This is a genomic window from Pannonibacter sp. SL95 (assembly GCF_026672425.1).
GTDB lineage: Bacteria > Pseudomonadota > Alphaproteobacteria > Rhizobiales > Stappiaceae > Pannonibacter.
In genome coordinates this window covers 597,378-612,780 of record NZ_JAPPRC010000004.1, presented here as the reverse complement: position 1 = coordinate 612,780, position 15,403 = coordinate 597,378, and the positions used below count along the sequence as shown (strand labels likewise).

Below are 15,403 nucleotides of genomic sequence, written 5' to 3'. Positions count from 1 at the left end.
CGGTGATGCTGGGACCAATCATCTATCGTCCGTCGATGGTGCCATAATAGTCCGGCCGGTGGCCGAAGACGCCCTGCAGGTTGCCCGAGGCACGGGCCAGCCGCAGCCGCGCCTTGTAGTATCGGTGCTCGGCGCGCCGGCTTCCGGCCAATTGCTGCAGCCGCGCCAGGGTGAGGAGCACGGCTCCGCCCACCAGCCGCCGCAGGCCCTTGACCAGATACTTCACGGCGGCGCGGGCGTATCCGGTCTTCAGGATATCGGCCTGCACATGCGCCTCGGCGCTCGCGCGCACCAGCGCGATCAGCCGCTCCGGCTCCACCCGGCTCGCCGGCACGTCCTCGGTCACCACGGCACGCGGCGCCCAGACGATGCGGTGCCCCTTGGCATGGGCCCGCTCGAAGAAATCGAGGTCCTCGTAGCCATTGAGGAACACCGGGTTGTAGCTGAGGCCGCTGCCCTCGGGCCGGATCAGCCGCGCCGAGAAGGCGACATTGTTGGTCGACGCGCGAGACAGGATGGTTCCCTCCGGATCCGGGCGCTTCACTTCCGGCGGCCACCAGTCCGGCGCAGGCCGCTCGAAGCGCTTCTTCACCCAGCCATAGGTTACCTCGGCCGCATGCGCCTGCGCCGTCGCCAGATGCATCGCCAGCCAGTCCGGCTCGGCCACCTCGTCATCGTCGATCAGGGCGATCCAGTCATAGCCATGCGCCAGGGCCTCGGTCAGCGAGCGGTTGCGGGCAAAGGGAATGCCGCGCCGGGTCTCGATCGCATAATGCACCGGCAGCGGCGAGCGGCTTGCCACCTCGTCCACCACGCTGCGGCTCGCCGGTTCGCTGTCATTCTCGATGACGCAGATCTCGGCGCTGACATCCGCCGGCAGCACCTGCCGGCCAAGCGCCTCAAGGCAGGCACGCAGCATGTCCGGCCGCCGCGCCGTACAGACGAGCATGCCGACCCGCAGGCGGGGAGTCGTGCTGGTCGCGGTCATCTGCTTTGGCCCTTTGCGGCCATCCGTTGCAACAGATCGTCATAGCGCCGGGCAACAACGGCCAGGTCCAGATGCCCGGTGGCATGGGCCCGCGCCGCCGCGCCCCTTGCGCGGCAGTCTTCCGCATCGCTGACGAGCGGTGCCAGCGCCTCACGCACGGTGTCGGCAGAAATGCTGTCCATGAGCAGTGCCGCTGGCCCGGCTGCTTCCGGCGTTCCGCCGCCGTTGCCGGCAATGACCGCGCAGCCACAGGACATGGCCTCGACCACCGCACGCGGGAAGCCTTCCCGCACGATGGACGGCAGCGCGGCAATGGCGGAGCGTGCCAGCTCGGCGCGCACCGCGTCGATGGTCAGGCTGCGGTGCACCTCGATGTCGGTGCGCCCGCCCGCGCGCGCCTCGATCGAGCGGGCAAAGGCAGCCTCCTCTTCGGTCTGCACCGACATGACCAGCGACAGGGTCCAGCCCGGTGCGTCCAGTCCGAGGAAGGCGTCCAGCAGCTCGCCGATGCCCTTATCGGCACGGGCGCGGCCCACATAGGTGATGCGCCGCTCCTTCGGGCCTGGCAGCCAGAGGCCTGTGTCGACGCCATTGGGGATCACCTCGCTGCGATCGGCGACGCCTGGAAAGTCCTCAAGAAAGGTGCCGCGGATAAACTCGCTGACGAAGATTACACGGCGGATGCGCGCCAGCTGCCGCGCCCGGCGCCAGCGCGACAGGAAGGTCTTCTGCCGTTTCAGCAGACCGTGCCGGTGCAGGACGACCGGCACATGCGGCAAGGCCCGGGCGATGGCAGCGGCGCTTTCGGGGTGCTGATGCACCACGATCACATCGGGCTCTGCCACCTTCAGCCGGTCAACGCAGCCCGCCACCATGCCGCGCTGGGACGAGGCCACAACGGAGCGGAACGGCACATCGGGAAACGGATTGTCCACGGCCGCGCCGATGACAGTTGTCGTCTCGCGGTAGCGGCTGGCCAGGATGAGGTCACGCGCCACCAGATCAATGGAGGTGGCCCCTTCCGGCGAGAAGCGCATGCCGCGCGGCAAGACAATGGATACGCGCACCGCGTGGGCTCCGTCTGTTTCCGGGTTTCCCACTGACTACCCGTCGCGGTGCGCGGCTGCAAGCGGTTCGCTTGGCTCAGGCGGGACCGGCGGCCTGCGGCTGAGGCGGCAAGGCCTGTCCTTTTCCGGTTGCTTCGCCCGCCGGTGCCGGTTCGGCCGAAGCGTTCTTTTCAGCCGATGCCTTTCCGGCCGCCATGCCCGCCCATTGGCCGGCCAGCACGCTGACGATGACAAAGCCCATGCCGACGAGCTGCCAGAAGCCCAGCGACTGGTCGAGCCAGACCCAGCCGAGCACCACGGCCATCGCCGGCGACAGCAGCGCGACTGGTGCCACCGCCGTCGGCCCCATCAGGGCAATGCCACGGAACCAGAGCAGATAGGTCAATCCCGCACCGATGAAGCTGAAATAGGCGAAGGCAACCCAGTTGATCAGCGTGAGCGGCGGCAGTGCCGGTTCGGTCAAGAGCGCGAGCGGCACCAGCAGCAGTCCACCGGCAGTAAGCTGCCAGGCCGTGAAGGTCAGAGCCGAGACATCCGGCTTCCACAGGCGCGTCAGCACCGTTCCAAAGGCCATCGACACGGCAGCGGCAAGCGCGGCGGCAATCCCCACACTGTCCAGCGCCGCCTGCGGCTTGAGCGTCAGCAGGCCGACGCCGAAGATGCCGACCATGGCGGCGGCGGCGGCAACAGCCGTCAGGCGAGTACCCAGCAGCAGCCGCGACAGACCCAGCACGATCAGCGGCTGGATCGCCCCCACCGTTGCCGCTACGCCTCCGGGCAGGCGGTAGGCGCCGATGTTCATCAAGGTCCAGAACAGGGTGAAATTCAGCGCGCCCAGCACAGTGACACGCCAGATCCATGCTCCGCGCGGCAGCTTGCGCACGATCAGGAGCAGCAGCAATGCTGCCGGCAGCGCCCGCCACATGGCCAGCGTCATGGGCCGGTCGGGAGGCAGGAACTCGGTGATGACAAGATAACTGCTGCCCCAGATCAACGGGGCGAGCAGGGTGACAAGCAAGGAAAGCCGGTACATGGGCTTCGTGTCCGTTCAGAAAGCCGGAGTGCGGGCGGTCGAGGCGAGACGCCAGTGTGGCCGTGCGGCACTCCGGGGATCGTGACTATTGCCTTAGACGAGCTTTGCAATCGATGTGGGAGCAAGGCGAGGCTTTTGCGGCCAGTTTCCATCAGCTGCAGGGCCGACAGCAACCAGCATCACCGGAACCTCATCCTCGCCGAGACCGAAGGCCTCGGCCACACCGTCTGCATCAAAGCCCACCATCGGGCAGGCGCCCAGTCCGTGCGCCTCGGCAGCGATCAACAGGAATGCTCCGGCGAGGCTCGCGGACCGGATGGCCTCGTCGCGGGACAACTGAACATTGCCCCCATAGAACGCGTCGGCAGCAGCCGAAAGGTCCGCTGCGAGCGCTGCTGGCATGTATCCGGCTTCGACGCTCGGCGCAAGCAGGGACGGCAGCGAGCCCTGACGCGGGTGCTGACCGCACAGGATGAAAGTGACGGCAGCGTCCTCGACCTTTGCCTGGCCGGACGCCAGAGCCCGCAACTTCGCCTTCTGCTCAGGCGAACGAACGGCCACGAAACGCCAGTTCTGCAGATTGAACGCCGAAGGTGCCCGCGTGGCAAGATCGACGAGGCGCAGGATTGCCCGATCGGACAGGGTCTGTCCGGGCTGGAAGAAATTGACCGACGACCGGGCTTCGATGGCCTCGATCAGGACCGGGGTATGGATCTGCATGGCGTTTATCCTTGGTACGGCTCGCGGCGTGAGCCCGTGCCAACAGAGATAGACGCCATGTCCGGAGATGATAATTCCTGCTATTCTCGCTTCACTCATAACCTGAAGTGAATAATCAACCACCCATGGAAACACTCTCCGCCTTGCGGTTGTTCCGCACCATTGCCGATCAGGGCAGTTTCGCTGCCGCAGCGCGGACGGCTGGCCTGTCACCGGCAGCCGTCAGCAAGGCAATTGGCGAGCTGGAAGCGGGATTGGGGACACGGCTCCTGAACAGAACAACCCGCAAGCTCAGCCTGACGGAAGCTGGTACGCTCTATCTCGAACAGGTTCGCCGGGCGCTCTCCGATCTCGACGAGGCCCGGGACCAGCTGGCCAGCCTCAATGCCGAACCATCCGGCCTGCTGCGCGTCAGCGCCCCGATGACCTCAAGTCTTGTCCTGCTGACAGAACGGATCCCGGAATTTCTCGACCGCTACCCGAAGATCAGCCTCGATCTGGATCTCAACGACCGCCGCGTCGATCTTGTCCGCGATGGTTTCGACCTTGCCCTGCGCGGCGGGCAAAGGCTGGACGACACGACGCTTGTAACCCGCAAGGTCGGGGCCTTGTGCCACGTGCTGTGCGCCGCTCCTGCCTATCTCGCCCGCAAGGGAACGCCTGCAGCGCCGCAGGACCTCTCGGAGCACGAATGTGTCCGCTTCTCCCTGTCCGGCCATGCCGACGAATGGACATTCCAGCGTGGCGGTGAAACGGTGAGCCAGAAGGTGCGCGGCCGCTATCAGGTGTCATCCAGCCTTGCCGTCCGCGACGCCTTGCGCGCCGGCTTCGGCCTCAGCCTGATCCCGCGCGCCTATGTCGCCGGGGACCTCGCCGCAGGGCGTCTCGTCCAGGTGATGGCTGATTGGACGGCCCCCGATGTGGTCGTCAACGCCCTCTACCCCTCCCGCCGCCACGTCCCCCCGAAAGTCCGCGCCTTCATCGACTTCGCCGCCGACGTCCTCCACGAGCATCGTGGCACGCGCAGCTAACGGACGGGGAATGTCGGCAACCTACATAAAGGAAAAACGGCCCGGGTTTGCACCCGGGCCGTTTTCTTGTTTCAGGCTGGAAAGCCGTGCGGGAGGATTAGTCCTCGTCGCGGGCCTTCAGGGCTGCGCCCAGGATGTCGCCCAGCGAAGCGCCCGAGTCGGACGAACCGTACTGTGCAACCGCTTCCTTCTCTTCGGCGATTTCCAGCGCCTTGATCGAGACGGAGACGCGACGGGTCTTCTTGTCGAACTGGGTGATGCGTGCGTCGATCTTCTCGCCAACCGAGAAGCGCTCCGGACGCTGTTCAGCGCGGTCACGGGACAGGTCGGCGCGACGGATGAAGGAGGTCAGGTCGCTGTCTGCGAGCTTAACTTCCAGGCCGCCTTCCTTCACCTCGATGACTTCGCAGGTGACGATGGCGTTCTTGCGGACTTCACCGGCTGCTGCGGACTCGAACGGATCACCGCCGAGCTGCTTGATGCCGAGCGAAATGCGCTCCTTCTCCACGTCGACGTCAAGAACCACGGCCTTGACGACATCGCCCTTCTTGTACTCTTCGATGACCTGCTCGCCCGGACGGTTCCAGTCGAGGTCGGACAGGTGCACCATGCCGTCCACGTCGCCGTCGAGGCCGATGAACAGACCGAATTCGGTCTTGTTCTTGACTTCGCCTTCGACTTCCGTGTTGACCGGGAAGCGCTCAGCGAAAGCATCCCACGGGTTCTGCAGGGTCTGCTTGAGGCCCAGCGAGATGCGGCGCTTGACCGGATCGACTTCCAGGACCATGACGTCGACTTCCTGCGAGGTCGAAACGATCTTGCCCGGATGGACGTTCTTCTTGGTCCAGGACATTTCGGAAACGTGGATCAGGCCTTCGATGCCCGGCTCCAGTTCGACGAATGCGCCGTAGTCGGTGATGTTGGTCACGCGGCCCGAGAACTTGGCGTTGATCGGGTACTTGGCTTCGATGCCATCCCACGGATCAGTCTCAAGCTGCTTCATGCCGAGGCTGATGCGGTGCGTGTCCTGGTTGACGCGGATGATCTGGACGCGGACGGTCTGGCCGATGGACAGCACTTCCGACGGATGGTTGATGCGGCGCCACGCGATGTCGGTGACGTGCAGCAGGCCGTCGATGCCGCCGAGGTCGACGAACGCACCGTAGTCGGTGATGTTCTTGACCACGCCTTCCACGGTCTGGCCTTCCTCGAGGCTCTGGACCAGTTCCGAACGCTGTTCGGCGCGGGTTTCTTCCAGAACGACGCGGCGCGAGACCACGATGTTGCCGCGGCGCTTGTCCATCTTGAGGATCTGGAACGGCTGCGGGGTGTGCATCAGCGGGGTGACATCGCGCACCGGACGGATGTCGACCTGCGAACGCGGCAGGAAGGCCACGGCGCCGTCGAGATCAACGGTGAAGCCGCCCTTGACCTGGTTGAAGATCTGGCCGGTAACCTTGTCGCCCTTCTCGAAGGAGACTTCAAGGCGGACCCAGCTCTCTTCGCGGCGAGCCTTCTCGCGCGACAGGACAGCTTCACCGAGGGCGTTCTCGACGCGCTCCAGGTAAACCTCGACCTCGTCGCCGACCTTCAGGTCGCCATCACGGCCCTTGACGCCGAATTCCTTCAGCGGCACGCGGCCTTCCACCTTCAGGCCGACGTCGATGACGGCCAGGTCCTTCTCGATGGCAACGATGAGGCCCTTGACGACCGAACCTTCATAGAGGTCGTTCGAGGCAAAGGACTCGTTCAGAAGGGCCGCAAAATCCGCGGTGGAGGGGTTCAGTTCGCTCATAAAATCTCCTGGTGCCATTTCTGGCGGGCGCCGGCGGGTTGGTGTTGTGTTTCGGATCCTTCACCTCCCGGGAGCCGGTTTCTGGCTCCAGCCATCCAGCCTGCAAAGCGCAGACGGAATGGGCCGGCGGGCGGAAGCCGGAGGATCCGGGTCTTCCAGTAAAGACGTGCGGTTTTGCTCGTCTTGAAAATCTTGTGCCGGCCAACCACCAGGGTTGGCGCGCTCCCCGAGACACTCACGCTGACAGACATCCGCAGGCGGTGCATCAGCTGGTCGCAAGGCCGAATGCTGGTTTTGAAACCAGATCGTCCCGCCACCCGGATCTCTACCGGTCTGGCAGGCCGTCAAGACGGCGTCGATTGCGGCAATCGCTCAGGAAGCCCGATAGGCTGTCACGATATCCACAGCCGCACGGAACGCCGTCTCTATATCCATTTCGGTCGTATCAAGCAAGTGCGCGTCGGCAGCCTGCTTCAAAGGGGCGACCGCACGGGTCTGGTCCCGTTCATCGCGCCGCTTGAGGTCCTCCAGCACCGAGGCAAACTCAGCCTCCTTGCCCTGGGACAGGATCTCGGCCGTGCGCCGCTTGGCCCGCGCTTCCGGCGCAGCCGTGACATAGAGCTTCACCTCGGCATCGGGGCAGACGACCGTGCCGATGTCCCGTCCGTCCAGCACAGCCCCCGGCGGAACCTTGGCGAAGGCCCGCTGCAGCCGCACCAGTTCCTCGCGCAGGGCAGGCAGCACGGCAATGCGCGAGGCCGCTTCGCCCGTTTCATGGGCCGACAGCAGCGCACGGTCCATATGCGCAAGGTCGAGCCGATGGGCGATGTCGACGGCAATCGCCTCGTCGCCCAGCGGCAGCCCTTGCGCCAGCAGCGCCGCGGCAACGGCACGATAGGTCAAGCCCGTATCGAGATACCGCAGGCCAAAATGTGCCGCGAGCCGGCGGGCCAGCGTGCCTTTTCCTGAAGCTGCGGGGCCATCGATCGCGATGATCATGCGTTGACGTCCTCAAGCTCGGCAATGTCGGCACCCAGGCCCGTGAACAGGCTGGTGAAGGTCGGGAAGCTGGTCGCAATCACCGCGCCGTCGTCCACGGTCACAGCCGTATCGCTGGCCATGCCCAGCACGAGGAAGCTCATGGCAATGCGGTGATCCAGATGGGTCGCCACCGTGCCTCCGCCGATGCGATTTGCGCCGCCGGTCACGGTCAGCTCTGCCTCGCCCTCGCGGCAGGGGATGCCATTGGCTTCCAGCCCGCGCGCCACGGCCGCCAGACGGTCCGATTCCTTCACCCGCAGCTCGTCGAGGCCGGGCATGTAGGTGTCGCCTTCAGCAAAGGCCGCTGCAATGGCCAGCACCGGATACTCGTCGATCATCGACGGTGCGCGGCTCGCCGGCACGCTCACGCCCTTCAGCTTGCTCGACCGCACGCGGATGTCGCCGACGCGCTCGCCGCCCGCCATGCGCTCGTTCTCGATGGAGATATCGCCGCCCATCTCGATCAGCGTCGTGATGAGGCCGGTGCGGTGCTCGTTGAGAAGCACGTTCTCGACCGTGATGTCGGAGCCCGGAGTGATCAGCGCGGCAACAATCGGGAAAGCCGCCGAGGACGGGTCGCCCGGCACGTCGATCGTCTGCGCCTTCAGCTCCGGCTGGCCCTTCAGACGGATGATCCGGGCGCCTGCATCATCGATGGTCACCGAGATGTCCGCGCCGAAGCCGGCCATCATCTTTTCGGTGTGGTCGCGGGTGGCAATGGGTTCGATGACCGTGGTCTCGCCCGGGGTGTTGAGGCCGGCAAGCAGCACTGCCGACTTCACCTGGGCCGAAGGCATCGGCACGCGGTAGGTGATCGGCACGGGCACGTCCGCACCACGGATCGACAGCGGCAGACGGTCGCCCACACGGGCGACGACCTGCGTGCCCATCAGGCGCAGCGGGTCAAGCACGCGGCCCATCGGCCGGCGTGACAGCGAGGCATCGCCGACAAAGGTCGCGGCGATCGGATGCGTGCCGAAAATGCCCATCGTGAGTCGCACGCCGGTCCCGGCATTGCCGAAGTCGATGACGTGGTCGGGCTCCATCAGGTTACCGAGGCCGACGCCGTCGATCAGGTAGGTGCCGTCCGGCGTCTTTTCGATGCGGGCGCCGACGGCGCGCATCGCACCGGCCGTGTTCAGGACGTCCTCGCCCTCAAGCAGGCCGGTCACGGTGGTGCGGCCAAGTGCCAGCGCACCGAACATCAGCGAGCGATGCGAAACGGATTTGTCGCCGGGGACGCGGATACGTCCGGTCAGGGCCGAACCGGCGCGAGACCGCAGGGGACGGGGCGACGAATGATGAGACATGGGCTCTTCCGAAGGCTGGTCGGTCAAAAAAGGTTGTCACTCCTATCACGGGGGCACCGGTCCGTCATCAAACAGCAGGCGGCCAGCTCGAATTTTTGCTTGTACGCCGCCTGAGAATGCTTCAGAGAACGTGACCGATCATTTAGCCTTTGACAGAGCGACGCGCCGACGATATGGGCCGCGCACTCCGGCGAGGGCACTCTGAAACCCCTCAAGCTCGAACAAAGGGTAAGCACGGTGGCAAAACCTGAACTTGGTACAAAGCGTCTGTGCCCTGGCTGCGGCGCCAAATATTACGACCTGAACCGCAACCCGATCACTTGCCCGAAGTGCGGCACCCTGTTCGACGTCGTGTCGAGCTCGCGCGCTGCCAAGGCCTCGCGCATCGTCGCTCAGGAAGACGACGAGGAAGAAGAAGAGGATCTGGTCGCTCCCGAGCTGGTCACGCTGGAAGAGGCCGATGCCGAGGTCGAGGGCGATGTTGTCCCGGATCTCGAAGAGGATGAAGAAGCTGACATCGGCGACGACGCCGTGGATGATGTCTTCATCGACGTCGAGGACGAAGAAGACGAGTCCGTTCCGGGTATTGTTCTGGAAATCGATGACGATACAGACCGTTAAGCGGTTAGCCGGGGGTGGCTGAGGTGCTTCCGGATTGTCCACAGGGCTGTGAAGAAAAAACTTCGAATAAGCTCTTGATCAATCCGGATACCCCCTCTATAAGCCAGCTCCACAAGATGCCGGTTGCCCAAGCCGGCCGACGAGATACGGGGCCATAGCTCAGTTGGGAGAGCGCTTGAATGGCATTCAAGAGGTCGTCGGTTCGATTCCGATTGGCTCCACCACTTAAAAGGCAGGTTCGATTTCGAACCTGCCTTTTTGGTTTTTGGGATTCAGCGATCACCGCAAGTCAACCCTTGCCTGGCTGGCTTGGTCTCCGGCCCCCATGTCGCGTCGACGGCTAACGCCAAATGCGGATGCGGATGCGGATGCGGTACCACCGCTGGTCACGGGCGCATTTGCAACATCCGGCCAAGCGTTGCAAAGTGAACGGTCGACCTGTTCAGGACAATCCCATGCAGCACTTCCTTCCCTTCGACCTTGACCGCCTCACAGCCGAAACGGACACACCGGCGCCGGAGAAGATCGTGTCGGGCTCGCCGCAGTTCACCACGTGGCTGGTCGAGACGCGGGACAATGACCGCCAGTTCACCGGCGTCTGGCAGTCCACACCGGGGGCGTGGCGCGTGTCCTATGACGAGTGGGAATTCTGCTCGATCCTCAGTGGCCACTCGCGCCTGACCGACGCCAGCGGCACTGTCCGGGACCTCAAGGCCGGTGACAGCTTCATCATCGAGCCGGGCTTTTCCGGCGTCTGGGAGGTCGTCGAGACGACACGCAAGCTGTTCGTCATTCGACTGCCGGACTGATCCTCATCTTGCGGCGCCGCGCGCGCCTCAGGCGAGGCGCAGCGCCTCCGCTGTCTCCTGGCCGGGTTCCGCCAGCCGGCTCTTGAGCATCAGCCCCTGTTCCTCGAGGATCGGGTGCGCGACGGTCACCAGCAGGGAATTGATCTCCTTGAACGCCCGTACGACCTCCAGATGCATGTTCGAGGTGGCGATGCTGTCAGCGTTGCCGGTCTGAAGCCGCTTCAGGTGCCGGGCATGGCTGTCGCGCTCGAGCTGGCGCATGGCCTCTTTCTCGCGCATCAACTGTTGCGCGGACTGGGTGTCGCCTGAAATCAGCACATTCATCGCCATCTGCAGATTGGCCAGAACCCGGGCATGCAGCCGCAGCATTTCCGCCCAGCCTTCATCCGAGAAACTCAGGCGCAGGCGATTCTTCTCGTCGGCAAGCGGCAGCAGGGTCTTGGCGATGATGTCGCCGATGTGCTCCATGTTGATGGCCACGTCGGTGAGCTCAAGCCCGCGCCGCGCCTCGTCCTCGCTCAGCTTGCCACGTGTCATCTCGGCAATGAACAGCTTGATGTCGCGGTGGCGGCGGTTGACCTCTGTATCGAGGTCGCGCACGGCGCCGATGCGCTCGCCGTCGGCTCCGGCCATCAGGTCCATCACGGGACGGAACATCTGCTCGACAGTTTCGCCCATCAGCAGCAGTTCCCGCTTGGCGGAGGCGAGTGCGAGGCCCGGCAGCGCCAGCGTCGATCGGTCGAGGGCACTTTGTGGCCGCTGGCTGGCCAGGACTTCGGGCACGGGCTTTTCTTTCAGCAACCGTTCGGCAAGACGGTACACCGGACGCACGAACGGAAGCGCTGCGAGCGCCAGCAGGCCATTGAAAGCAAGATGCGCGTTGACCAGTTGCGCCGCACCGCCCGTCCCCAGCCAGTCCGGATTGACCGGAACGAGGGCGAGCAGGACCAGTCCGCCCAACGCCGCCAGCGCCCGGACAAGAAGATTGCCCAGCGGAATGCTGCGCGCCGCCGGCGCCATGTCGCGGGTCAGCCAGACGGCGATGAACCCGGCGCCCAGATTGGCCCCCAGCACCATCGGCAGCGCAGCATCAAGCGGGAGCACGCCCGCGCCTGCCAGGGTCGCCAGCAGCAGGATCATGGCAACAGACGAATGCAGTCCGAAGGTCAGGAGGGCGATCAGCGCGAAGGCGGTCAGGGCATCGCCCTGCAGGTACCCGATCACCGCCGGCAGCACCTGGCTCTGCCGCAGCGGCGCGGTCGCCTCGCCAATCATTTGCAGCGACAGGAGCACGAAGCCGATGCCAAGCACGATGCGGCCGAACTGCCGCGGCTGCCGGCCTTCGAATTTCAGGAACAGCACGCAGCCAACAAGGATCAGCACCGGGATGAGGGCAGACAGATCCATCGACAGGATCCGAACCACCAGCGCCGACCCGACATCCGCACCGATCAGCGCCGCAAGCCCCGCCGCGCCGCCAAGCAGACCTGTCGCAGCAAACCCGGCGGCGAGCAGGCCGACGGCGGTGGAACTCTGCAGCAGCACCGCCAGCACCGCCCCGGCCAGCGCCATGCCGGCAGCGCCGCCTTGCGCCTTGCGCAGGCCATCGCGCAAGGCGGCGCCATAGGCCCGCTCCATGCCGGTGCGCACCATGCGCACAGCCCAGAGAAGCAGCATGACCGCAGCGGCCAGATGCAGCAGAAGCAGGAGTGGGTGCATGGTCGCCCTCCGGTGCGCGTCCAGACCGCTGAACGTCATCAAACCGTCACATCACGCCCGACGACTACGCCAGGAATGCGGCCAGGTTAAGTGTCGCACCGGAAAATGTCGTGTTCGGACAGATGCATGTCGCACACGGAAAAATTACGCCGGCAAATGAAAATGCCGGCTGTTCATTTGCGGCGATGGCAGCGCCATCGCCCAAGAAGAAACCCCGGCGCGCGCGAAGGGTCGCGGCCGGGGCGTGAGTGTCATTCAGGCGGTTCTGGTTTCTGCCTCCCCGCGTTTAGCGTGGGATGCGTTTGCCTGTTGTCTTGTCGAAGGGGTGGATGCGGTCTGCGGGGGCGGTGAAGGAGAGGACTTCGCCGGGCTGGTGGCGGGCGGCGGCGGGGACGCGGATGACCACATGCGGGGCCGCGCTGTTTGCCACTGTGCCGGTTGTCGCACTGTCACCGCCGATGGTGGCATAGAGATAGCTCTCTGCGCCGACCGGTTCGAGCACGGTGGTGGTGACGGTGAGGCTGAGGTCGCCGGGGCCGGCGGGCCGCTCGCTTGCCGGCACGAAGTGCTCGGGCCGCACGCCCAGCGTATAGCCAGCGCCATTGCCAAGGTCCGGACCGGACAGGCCGGCGCCGCCTGCTGCCGTTTCGCTGTCGAGGATTGCGCGGCCATCCCGCACGCTGACCGGGATCAGGTTCATGGCCGGCGAGCCGATGAAGGAGGCAACGAAGGTGGAGGCGGGCTGTTCATAGACCGAGATCGGATCGCCGATCTGCTCGATGGCCCCGCCATTGAGCACGACGAGCCGGTCGGCCAGCGTCATGGCCTCGAGCTGGTCATGGGTGACATAGACCGAGGTTGTGCCGAGGCTCTTCTGCAGGCGCTTGATCTCGACGCGCATCTGCACGCGCAGCTTGGCATCGAGGTTGGAGAGCGGCTCGTCGAAGAGGAAGGCGGCCGGCTCGCGCACGATGGCGCGGCCCATGGCCACGCGCTGGCGCTGGCCGCCGGAGAGGGCCTTGGGCTTGCGCTCGAGGAAGGCACCGATCTCGAGGATGCGGGCGGCTTCCTTCACGCGGCGGTCGATCTCGTCCTTGGGCACGCCGCGATTGCGCAGGCCATAGGCGAGGTTGTTGTAGACGCTCATATGCGGATAGAGCGCGTAGTTCTGGAACACCATGGCGATGTCGCGGTCGGCCGGATCGATCCGGTTGACGACCCGGTCGCCGATGCGGATGGTCCCGGCGGAGATTTCCTCGAGCCCGGCGATCATGCGCAACAGCGTGGACTTGCCACACCCCGACGGCCCCACCAGCACGATGAACTCGCCATCGGCGATGTCCATCGACACACCCTTCACCGCCTCAACACCGCCAGCATAGATCTTGCGGACTTCCTCTAGACTGATCGTCGCCATCGCAGTCGCTCACTTGTCGCTTTCGGTCAGGCCCTTGATGAACCAGCTCTGGAACACCACCACGATGAGCACGGGTGGCAGCATGGCCAGGATCGTCAGGGCGAAGGCCTCGTTGTACTCGGGGATGTTGGAACCGATCCAGGCGAGCAGGATCGTCTTGATGCCGCGCACCAGGGTGTAATAGCCCTCGTCATTGGTCATCAGCGTCGGCCAGAGGTACTGGTTCCAGCCGTAGACGAACATGATGATGAAGATCGCCGCGATCATCGTGCGCGAGATCGGCACCAGGATGTCGAGGAAGAACCGGACCGGCCCGGCGCCATCGATGCGGGCAGCCTCGACCAGCTCCTCCGGCACGGAGCGGAAGAACTGGCGGAAATAAAAGGTGCCGGTCGCCGAGGCCAGCAGCGGCACGATCAGGCCGGAATAGCTGTTCAGCATACCGAGCCCCTGAACCACCTCATAGGAGGGCAGGATGCGCACTTCGAGCGGCAGCAGCAGCGTGGTGAAGATGATCCAGAAGAACAGGCTCGCCAGTGGCATCCGGAAATAGACCAGCGCATAGGCGGCAAGCATCGACAGGATGATCTTGCCCACGGCAAAGCCGACGCCAAGGATCAACGAGTTCATCAGCATGGTCATGCCGGTGACCTGGCCGGTGAACCCGCCCTTGTGAGTCAGGACCTTGCCATAGGTCGACAGGAACTCGTCGCCCAGGGACAGCATCAGTCCGTTCTGGTGGATCTCGACGGCGGAGTGGGTGGACGTGAGGAAGGCCATCACCACCGGGGCGATCATGACGAAGGCCCCCAGCATGAGGATCAGGTGATCGAGCGGCTTGAACCGGGACATGGTGCTCTCCTCAGCCGTAATGCACGCGCCGCTCGATGAAGCGGAACTGGGCCATCGTCAGCACGAGCACGACGATCATCAGGATCACCGACTGCGCCGACGATCCACCAAGGTCGTTGGACCGGAACCCGTCGAGATAGACCTTGTAGACCAGCGTCAGCGGATTGTTGGCCGGCTCGTTGCGGGTGACCACGTCGATGATGCCGAACGTGTCGAACAGGGCGTAGGTCATGTTGATGATCAGAAGGAAGAAGGCCGTGGGGGCCAGCATCGGCAGGGTCACGGTCCAGAACCGGCGCAGTTCCGAGCGGCAGTCGATGGCCGCCGCCTCGCGCAGATGCTTCGGGATGGCCTGCAGTCCGGACAGGAAGAAGATGAAATTGTAGGGGATCTGCTTCCATACGGCGATCACGACCATGGCGAAGGCGGTGTCGTAATAGTTGACGCCGACACGCATGTCCCAGCCGAACAGGGCGGCCAGATCCACCAGCGGGCCGATGTGCTGGTCGAAGAACATGATGCCCATCAGGCCTGCCACCGGCGGGGCGATGGCATAGACCCACATCAGCAGGCTGCGATAGGTGGAAGCGCCTGTCAGCACCGCGTCGGCCTTCACCGCCAGCACCAGGGCGATGGACAGCGACAGGAAGGTGACGATCAGGGTGAACACCAGTGTGAACTGGGCAATGCGCAGATATTCGGACGAGCCCAGCACCGTGGTGTAGTTCTCGAGCCCGACGAAGGTGGCGCCAAAGCCGAAGGGATCCTCGATGTAGAACGAGGACTGGATCGCCTGTGCCGACGGCCAGTAGAAGAAGATGAAGATGATGGCCAGCTGCGGGGCGAGCAGGAAATAGGGCAGCAGCGGCGAGGAAAACTGGGCGCGCTTCATGGGCTTGCTCGCGGATCTGGCGGGCGTCCCGGCCTCGGAGGGCCGGCAGGACGCGGAACGGACGACAGGACGAACGGCCGGGCATGGCCCGGCCGTTGTCTCACTGGC

14 protein-coding genes and 1 tRNA gene are annotated in these 15,403 nt (G+C 64.8%); 4 read left to right on the top strand and 11 right to left on the bottom strand.

All coding sequences use genetic code 11. The features are described 5' to 3' along the window. Positions 1 to 22: 22 nt before the first annotated feature. The 4 genes from OVA12_RS13410 to OVA12_RS13395 form a co-directional block, all read right to left on the bottom strand. Complete coding sequence (locus tag OVA12_RS13410; RefSeq protein ID WP_268138092.1) at positions 23 to 988, bottom strand: glycosyltransferase family 2 protein; 966 nt, start codon at positions 986 to 988, stop codon at positions 23 to 25. Then, the gene (locus tag OVA12_RS13405) at positions 985 to 2,055 is read right to left on the bottom strand and encodes a glycosyltransferase family 4 protein (protein ID WP_268138090.1); all 1,071 of its coding nucleotides are present in this window, start codon (positions 2,053 to 2,055) and stop codon (positions 985 to 987) included. The genes OVA12_RS13410 and OVA12_RS13405 overlap by 4 nt, the downstream gene beginning before the upstream one ends. Positions 2,056 to 2,131: 76 nt before the next feature. Further along, positions 2,132 to 3,088 carry a DMT family transporter gene (locus tag OVA12_RS13400; RefSeq protein WP_268138088.1) on the bottom strand — a complete coding sequence of 319 codons (957 nt, stop codon included), beginning with the start codon at positions 3,086 to 3,088 and terminating at the stop codon, positions 2,132 to 2,134. 93 nt (positions 3,089 to 3,181) lie between these two features. Next, a complete protein-coding gene (locus tag OVA12_RS13395) occupies positions 3,182 to 3,808 on the bottom strand; it encodes a nitroreductase family protein (protein WP_268138086.1) in 627 nt (208 codons plus the stop codon). 125 nt (positions 3,809 to 3,933) lie between these two features. Between OVA12_RS13395 and OVA12_RS13390 the strand changes: the two genes are divergently transcribed. Further along, positions 3,934 to 4,839, top strand: coding sequence for a LysR family transcriptional regulator (locus OVA12_RS13390; RefSeq protein WP_268138084.1), 906 nt, complete (start codon positions 3,934 to 3,936; stop codon positions 4,837 to 4,839). Positions 4,840 to 4,936: 97 nt separating this feature from the next. On the opposite strand, the gene rpsA is transcribed toward OVA12_RS13390, so the two are convergent. The 3 genes from rpsA to aroA form a co-directional block, all read right to left on the bottom strand. Continuing rightward, positions 4,937 to 6,634 (bottom strand): 30S ribosomal protein S1, encoded by a 1,698-nt coding sequence (gene rpsA / locus OVA12_RS13385; RefSeq protein ID WP_268138082.1) that lies wholly within the window; start codon positions 6,632 to 6,634, stop codon positions 4,937 to 4,939. A 372-nt stretch (positions 6,635 to 7,006) separates the two neighbouring features. Beyond that, positions 7,007 to 7,633, bottom strand: a complete 627-nt coding sequence (cmk, locus tag OVA12_RS13380) for a (d)CMP kinase (RefSeq protein ID WP_268138080.1) — start codon at positions 7,631 to 7,633, stop codon at positions 7,007 to 7,009. Next, complete coding sequence (aroA, locus tag OVA12_RS13375; RefSeq protein ID WP_268138078.1) at positions 7,630 to 8,985, bottom strand: 3-phosphoshikimate 1-carboxyvinyltransferase; 1,356 nt, start codon at positions 8,983 to 8,985, stop codon at positions 7,630 to 7,632. Before aroA ends, cmk begins: the two co-directional genes overlap by 4 nt. 237 nt (positions 8,986 to 9,222) lie before the next feature. Between aroA and OVA12_RS13370 the strand changes: the two genes are divergently transcribed. From OVA12_RS13370 to OVA12_RS13360, 3 genes are all read left to right on the top strand, one after another. Beyond that, on the top strand, positions 9,223 to 9,606 hold the full coding sequence (locus OVA12_RS13370) for a TIGR02300 family protein (RefSeq protein WP_268138076.1): 384 nt from the start codon (positions 9,223 to 9,225) through the stop codon (positions 9,604 to 9,606). A gap of 148 nt (positions 9,607 to 9,754) precedes the next feature. Continuing rightward, positions 9,755 to 9,830: transfer RNA gene (locus tag OVA12_RS13365), tRNA-Ala, on the top strand. A gap of 231 nt (positions 9,831 to 10,061) precedes the next feature. Beyond that, a complete protein-coding gene (locus tag OVA12_RS13360; RefSeq protein WP_268138074.1) occupies positions 10,062 to 10,415 on the top strand; it encodes a cupin domain-containing protein in 354 nt (117 codons plus the stop codon). A 27-nt stretch (positions 10,416 to 10,442) separates the two neighbouring features. Here OVA12_RS13360 and OVA12_RS13355 read toward each other — a convergent pair whose 3' ends face one another. The 4 genes from OVA12_RS13355 to OVA12_RS13340 form a co-directional block, all read right to left on the bottom strand. Next, positions 10,443 to 12,134 carry a Na/Pi cotransporter family protein gene (locus OVA12_RS13355; RefSeq protein WP_268138072.1) on the bottom strand — a complete coding sequence of 564 codons (1,692 nt, stop codon included), beginning with the start codon at positions 12,132 to 12,134 and terminating at the stop codon, positions 10,443 to 10,445. A gap of 286 nt (positions 12,135 to 12,420) precedes the next feature. Beyond that, positions 12,421 to 13,551, bottom strand: a complete 1,131-nt coding sequence (locus tag OVA12_RS13350; RefSeq protein ID WP_268138070.1) for a sn-glycerol-3-phosphate import ATP-binding protein UgpC — start codon at positions 13,549 to 13,551, stop codon at positions 12,421 to 12,423. A gap of 9 nt (positions 13,552 to 13,560) precedes the next feature. Further along, the gene (gene ugpE, locus OVA12_RS13345) at positions 13,561 to 14,403 is read right to left on the bottom strand and encodes a sn-glycerol-3-phosphate ABC transporter permease UgpE (RefSeq protein WP_268138068.1); all 843 of its coding nucleotides are present in this window, start codon (positions 14,401 to 14,403) and stop codon (positions 13,561 to 13,563) included. A gap of 10 nt (positions 14,404 to 14,413) precedes the next feature. Next, on the bottom strand, positions 14,414 to 15,295 hold the full coding sequence (locus tag OVA12_RS13340) for an ABC transporter permease subunit (RefSeq protein WP_106752711.1): 882 nt from the start codon (positions 15,293 to 15,295) through the stop codon (positions 14,414 to 14,416). Positions 15,296 to 15,403 lie beyond the last annotated feature (108 nt).

What these genes read in the sequence shown, in the direction of transcription:
- OVA12_RS13400 (WP_268138088.1), bottom strand. Translation starts at nt 3,088, where the DNA reads ATGTACCGGCTTTCCTTGCTTGTCACCCTGCTCGCCCCGTTGATCTGG.
- aroA (WP_268138078.1), bottom strand. Translation starts at nt 8,985, where the DNA reads ATGTCTCATCATTCGTCGCCCCGTCCCCTGCGGTCTCGCGCCGGTTCG.
- OVA12_RS13390 (WP_268138084.1), top strand. Translation starts at nt 3,934, where the DNA reads ATGGAAACACTCTCCGCCTTGCGGTTGTTCCGCACCATTGCCGATCAG.
- OVA12_RS13395 (WP_268138086.1), bottom strand. Translation starts at nt 3,808, where the DNA reads ATGCAGATCCATACCCCGGTCCTGATCGAGGCCATCGAAGCCCGGTCG.
- cmk (WP_268138080.1), bottom strand. Translation starts at nt 7,633, where the DNA reads ATGATCATCGCGATCGATGGCCCCGCAGCTTCAGGAAAAGGCACGCTG.
- OVA12_RS13360 (WP_268138074.1), top strand. Translation starts at nt 10,062, where the DNA reads ATGCAGCACTTCCTTCCCTTCGACCTTGACCGCCTCACAGCCGAAACG.
- OVA12_RS13340 (WP_106752711.1), bottom strand. Translation starts at nt 15,295, where the DNA reads ATGAAGCGCGCCCAGTTTTCCTCGCCGCTGCTGCCCTATTTCCTGCTC.
- rpsA (WP_268138082.1), bottom strand. Translation starts at nt 6,634, where the DNA reads ATGAGCGAACTGAACCCCTCCACCGCGGATTTTGCGGCCCTTCTGAAC.
- OVA12_RS13350 (WP_268138070.1), bottom strand. Translation starts at nt 13,551, where the DNA reads ATGGCGACGATCAGTCTAGAGGAAGTCCGCAAGATCTATGCTGGCGGT.
- ugpE (WP_268138068.1), bottom strand. Translation starts at nt 14,403, where the DNA reads ATGTCCCGGTTCAAGCCGCTCGATCACCTGATCCTCATGCTGGGGGCC.
- OVA12_RS13410 (WP_268138092.1), bottom strand. Translation starts at nt 988, where the DNA reads ATGACCGCGACCAGCACGACTCCCCGCCTGCGGGTCGGCATGCTCGTC.
- OVA12_RS13355 (WP_268138072.1), bottom strand. Translation starts at nt 12,134, where the DNA reads ATGCACCCACTCCTGCTTCTGCTGCATCTGGCCGCTGCGGTCATGCTG.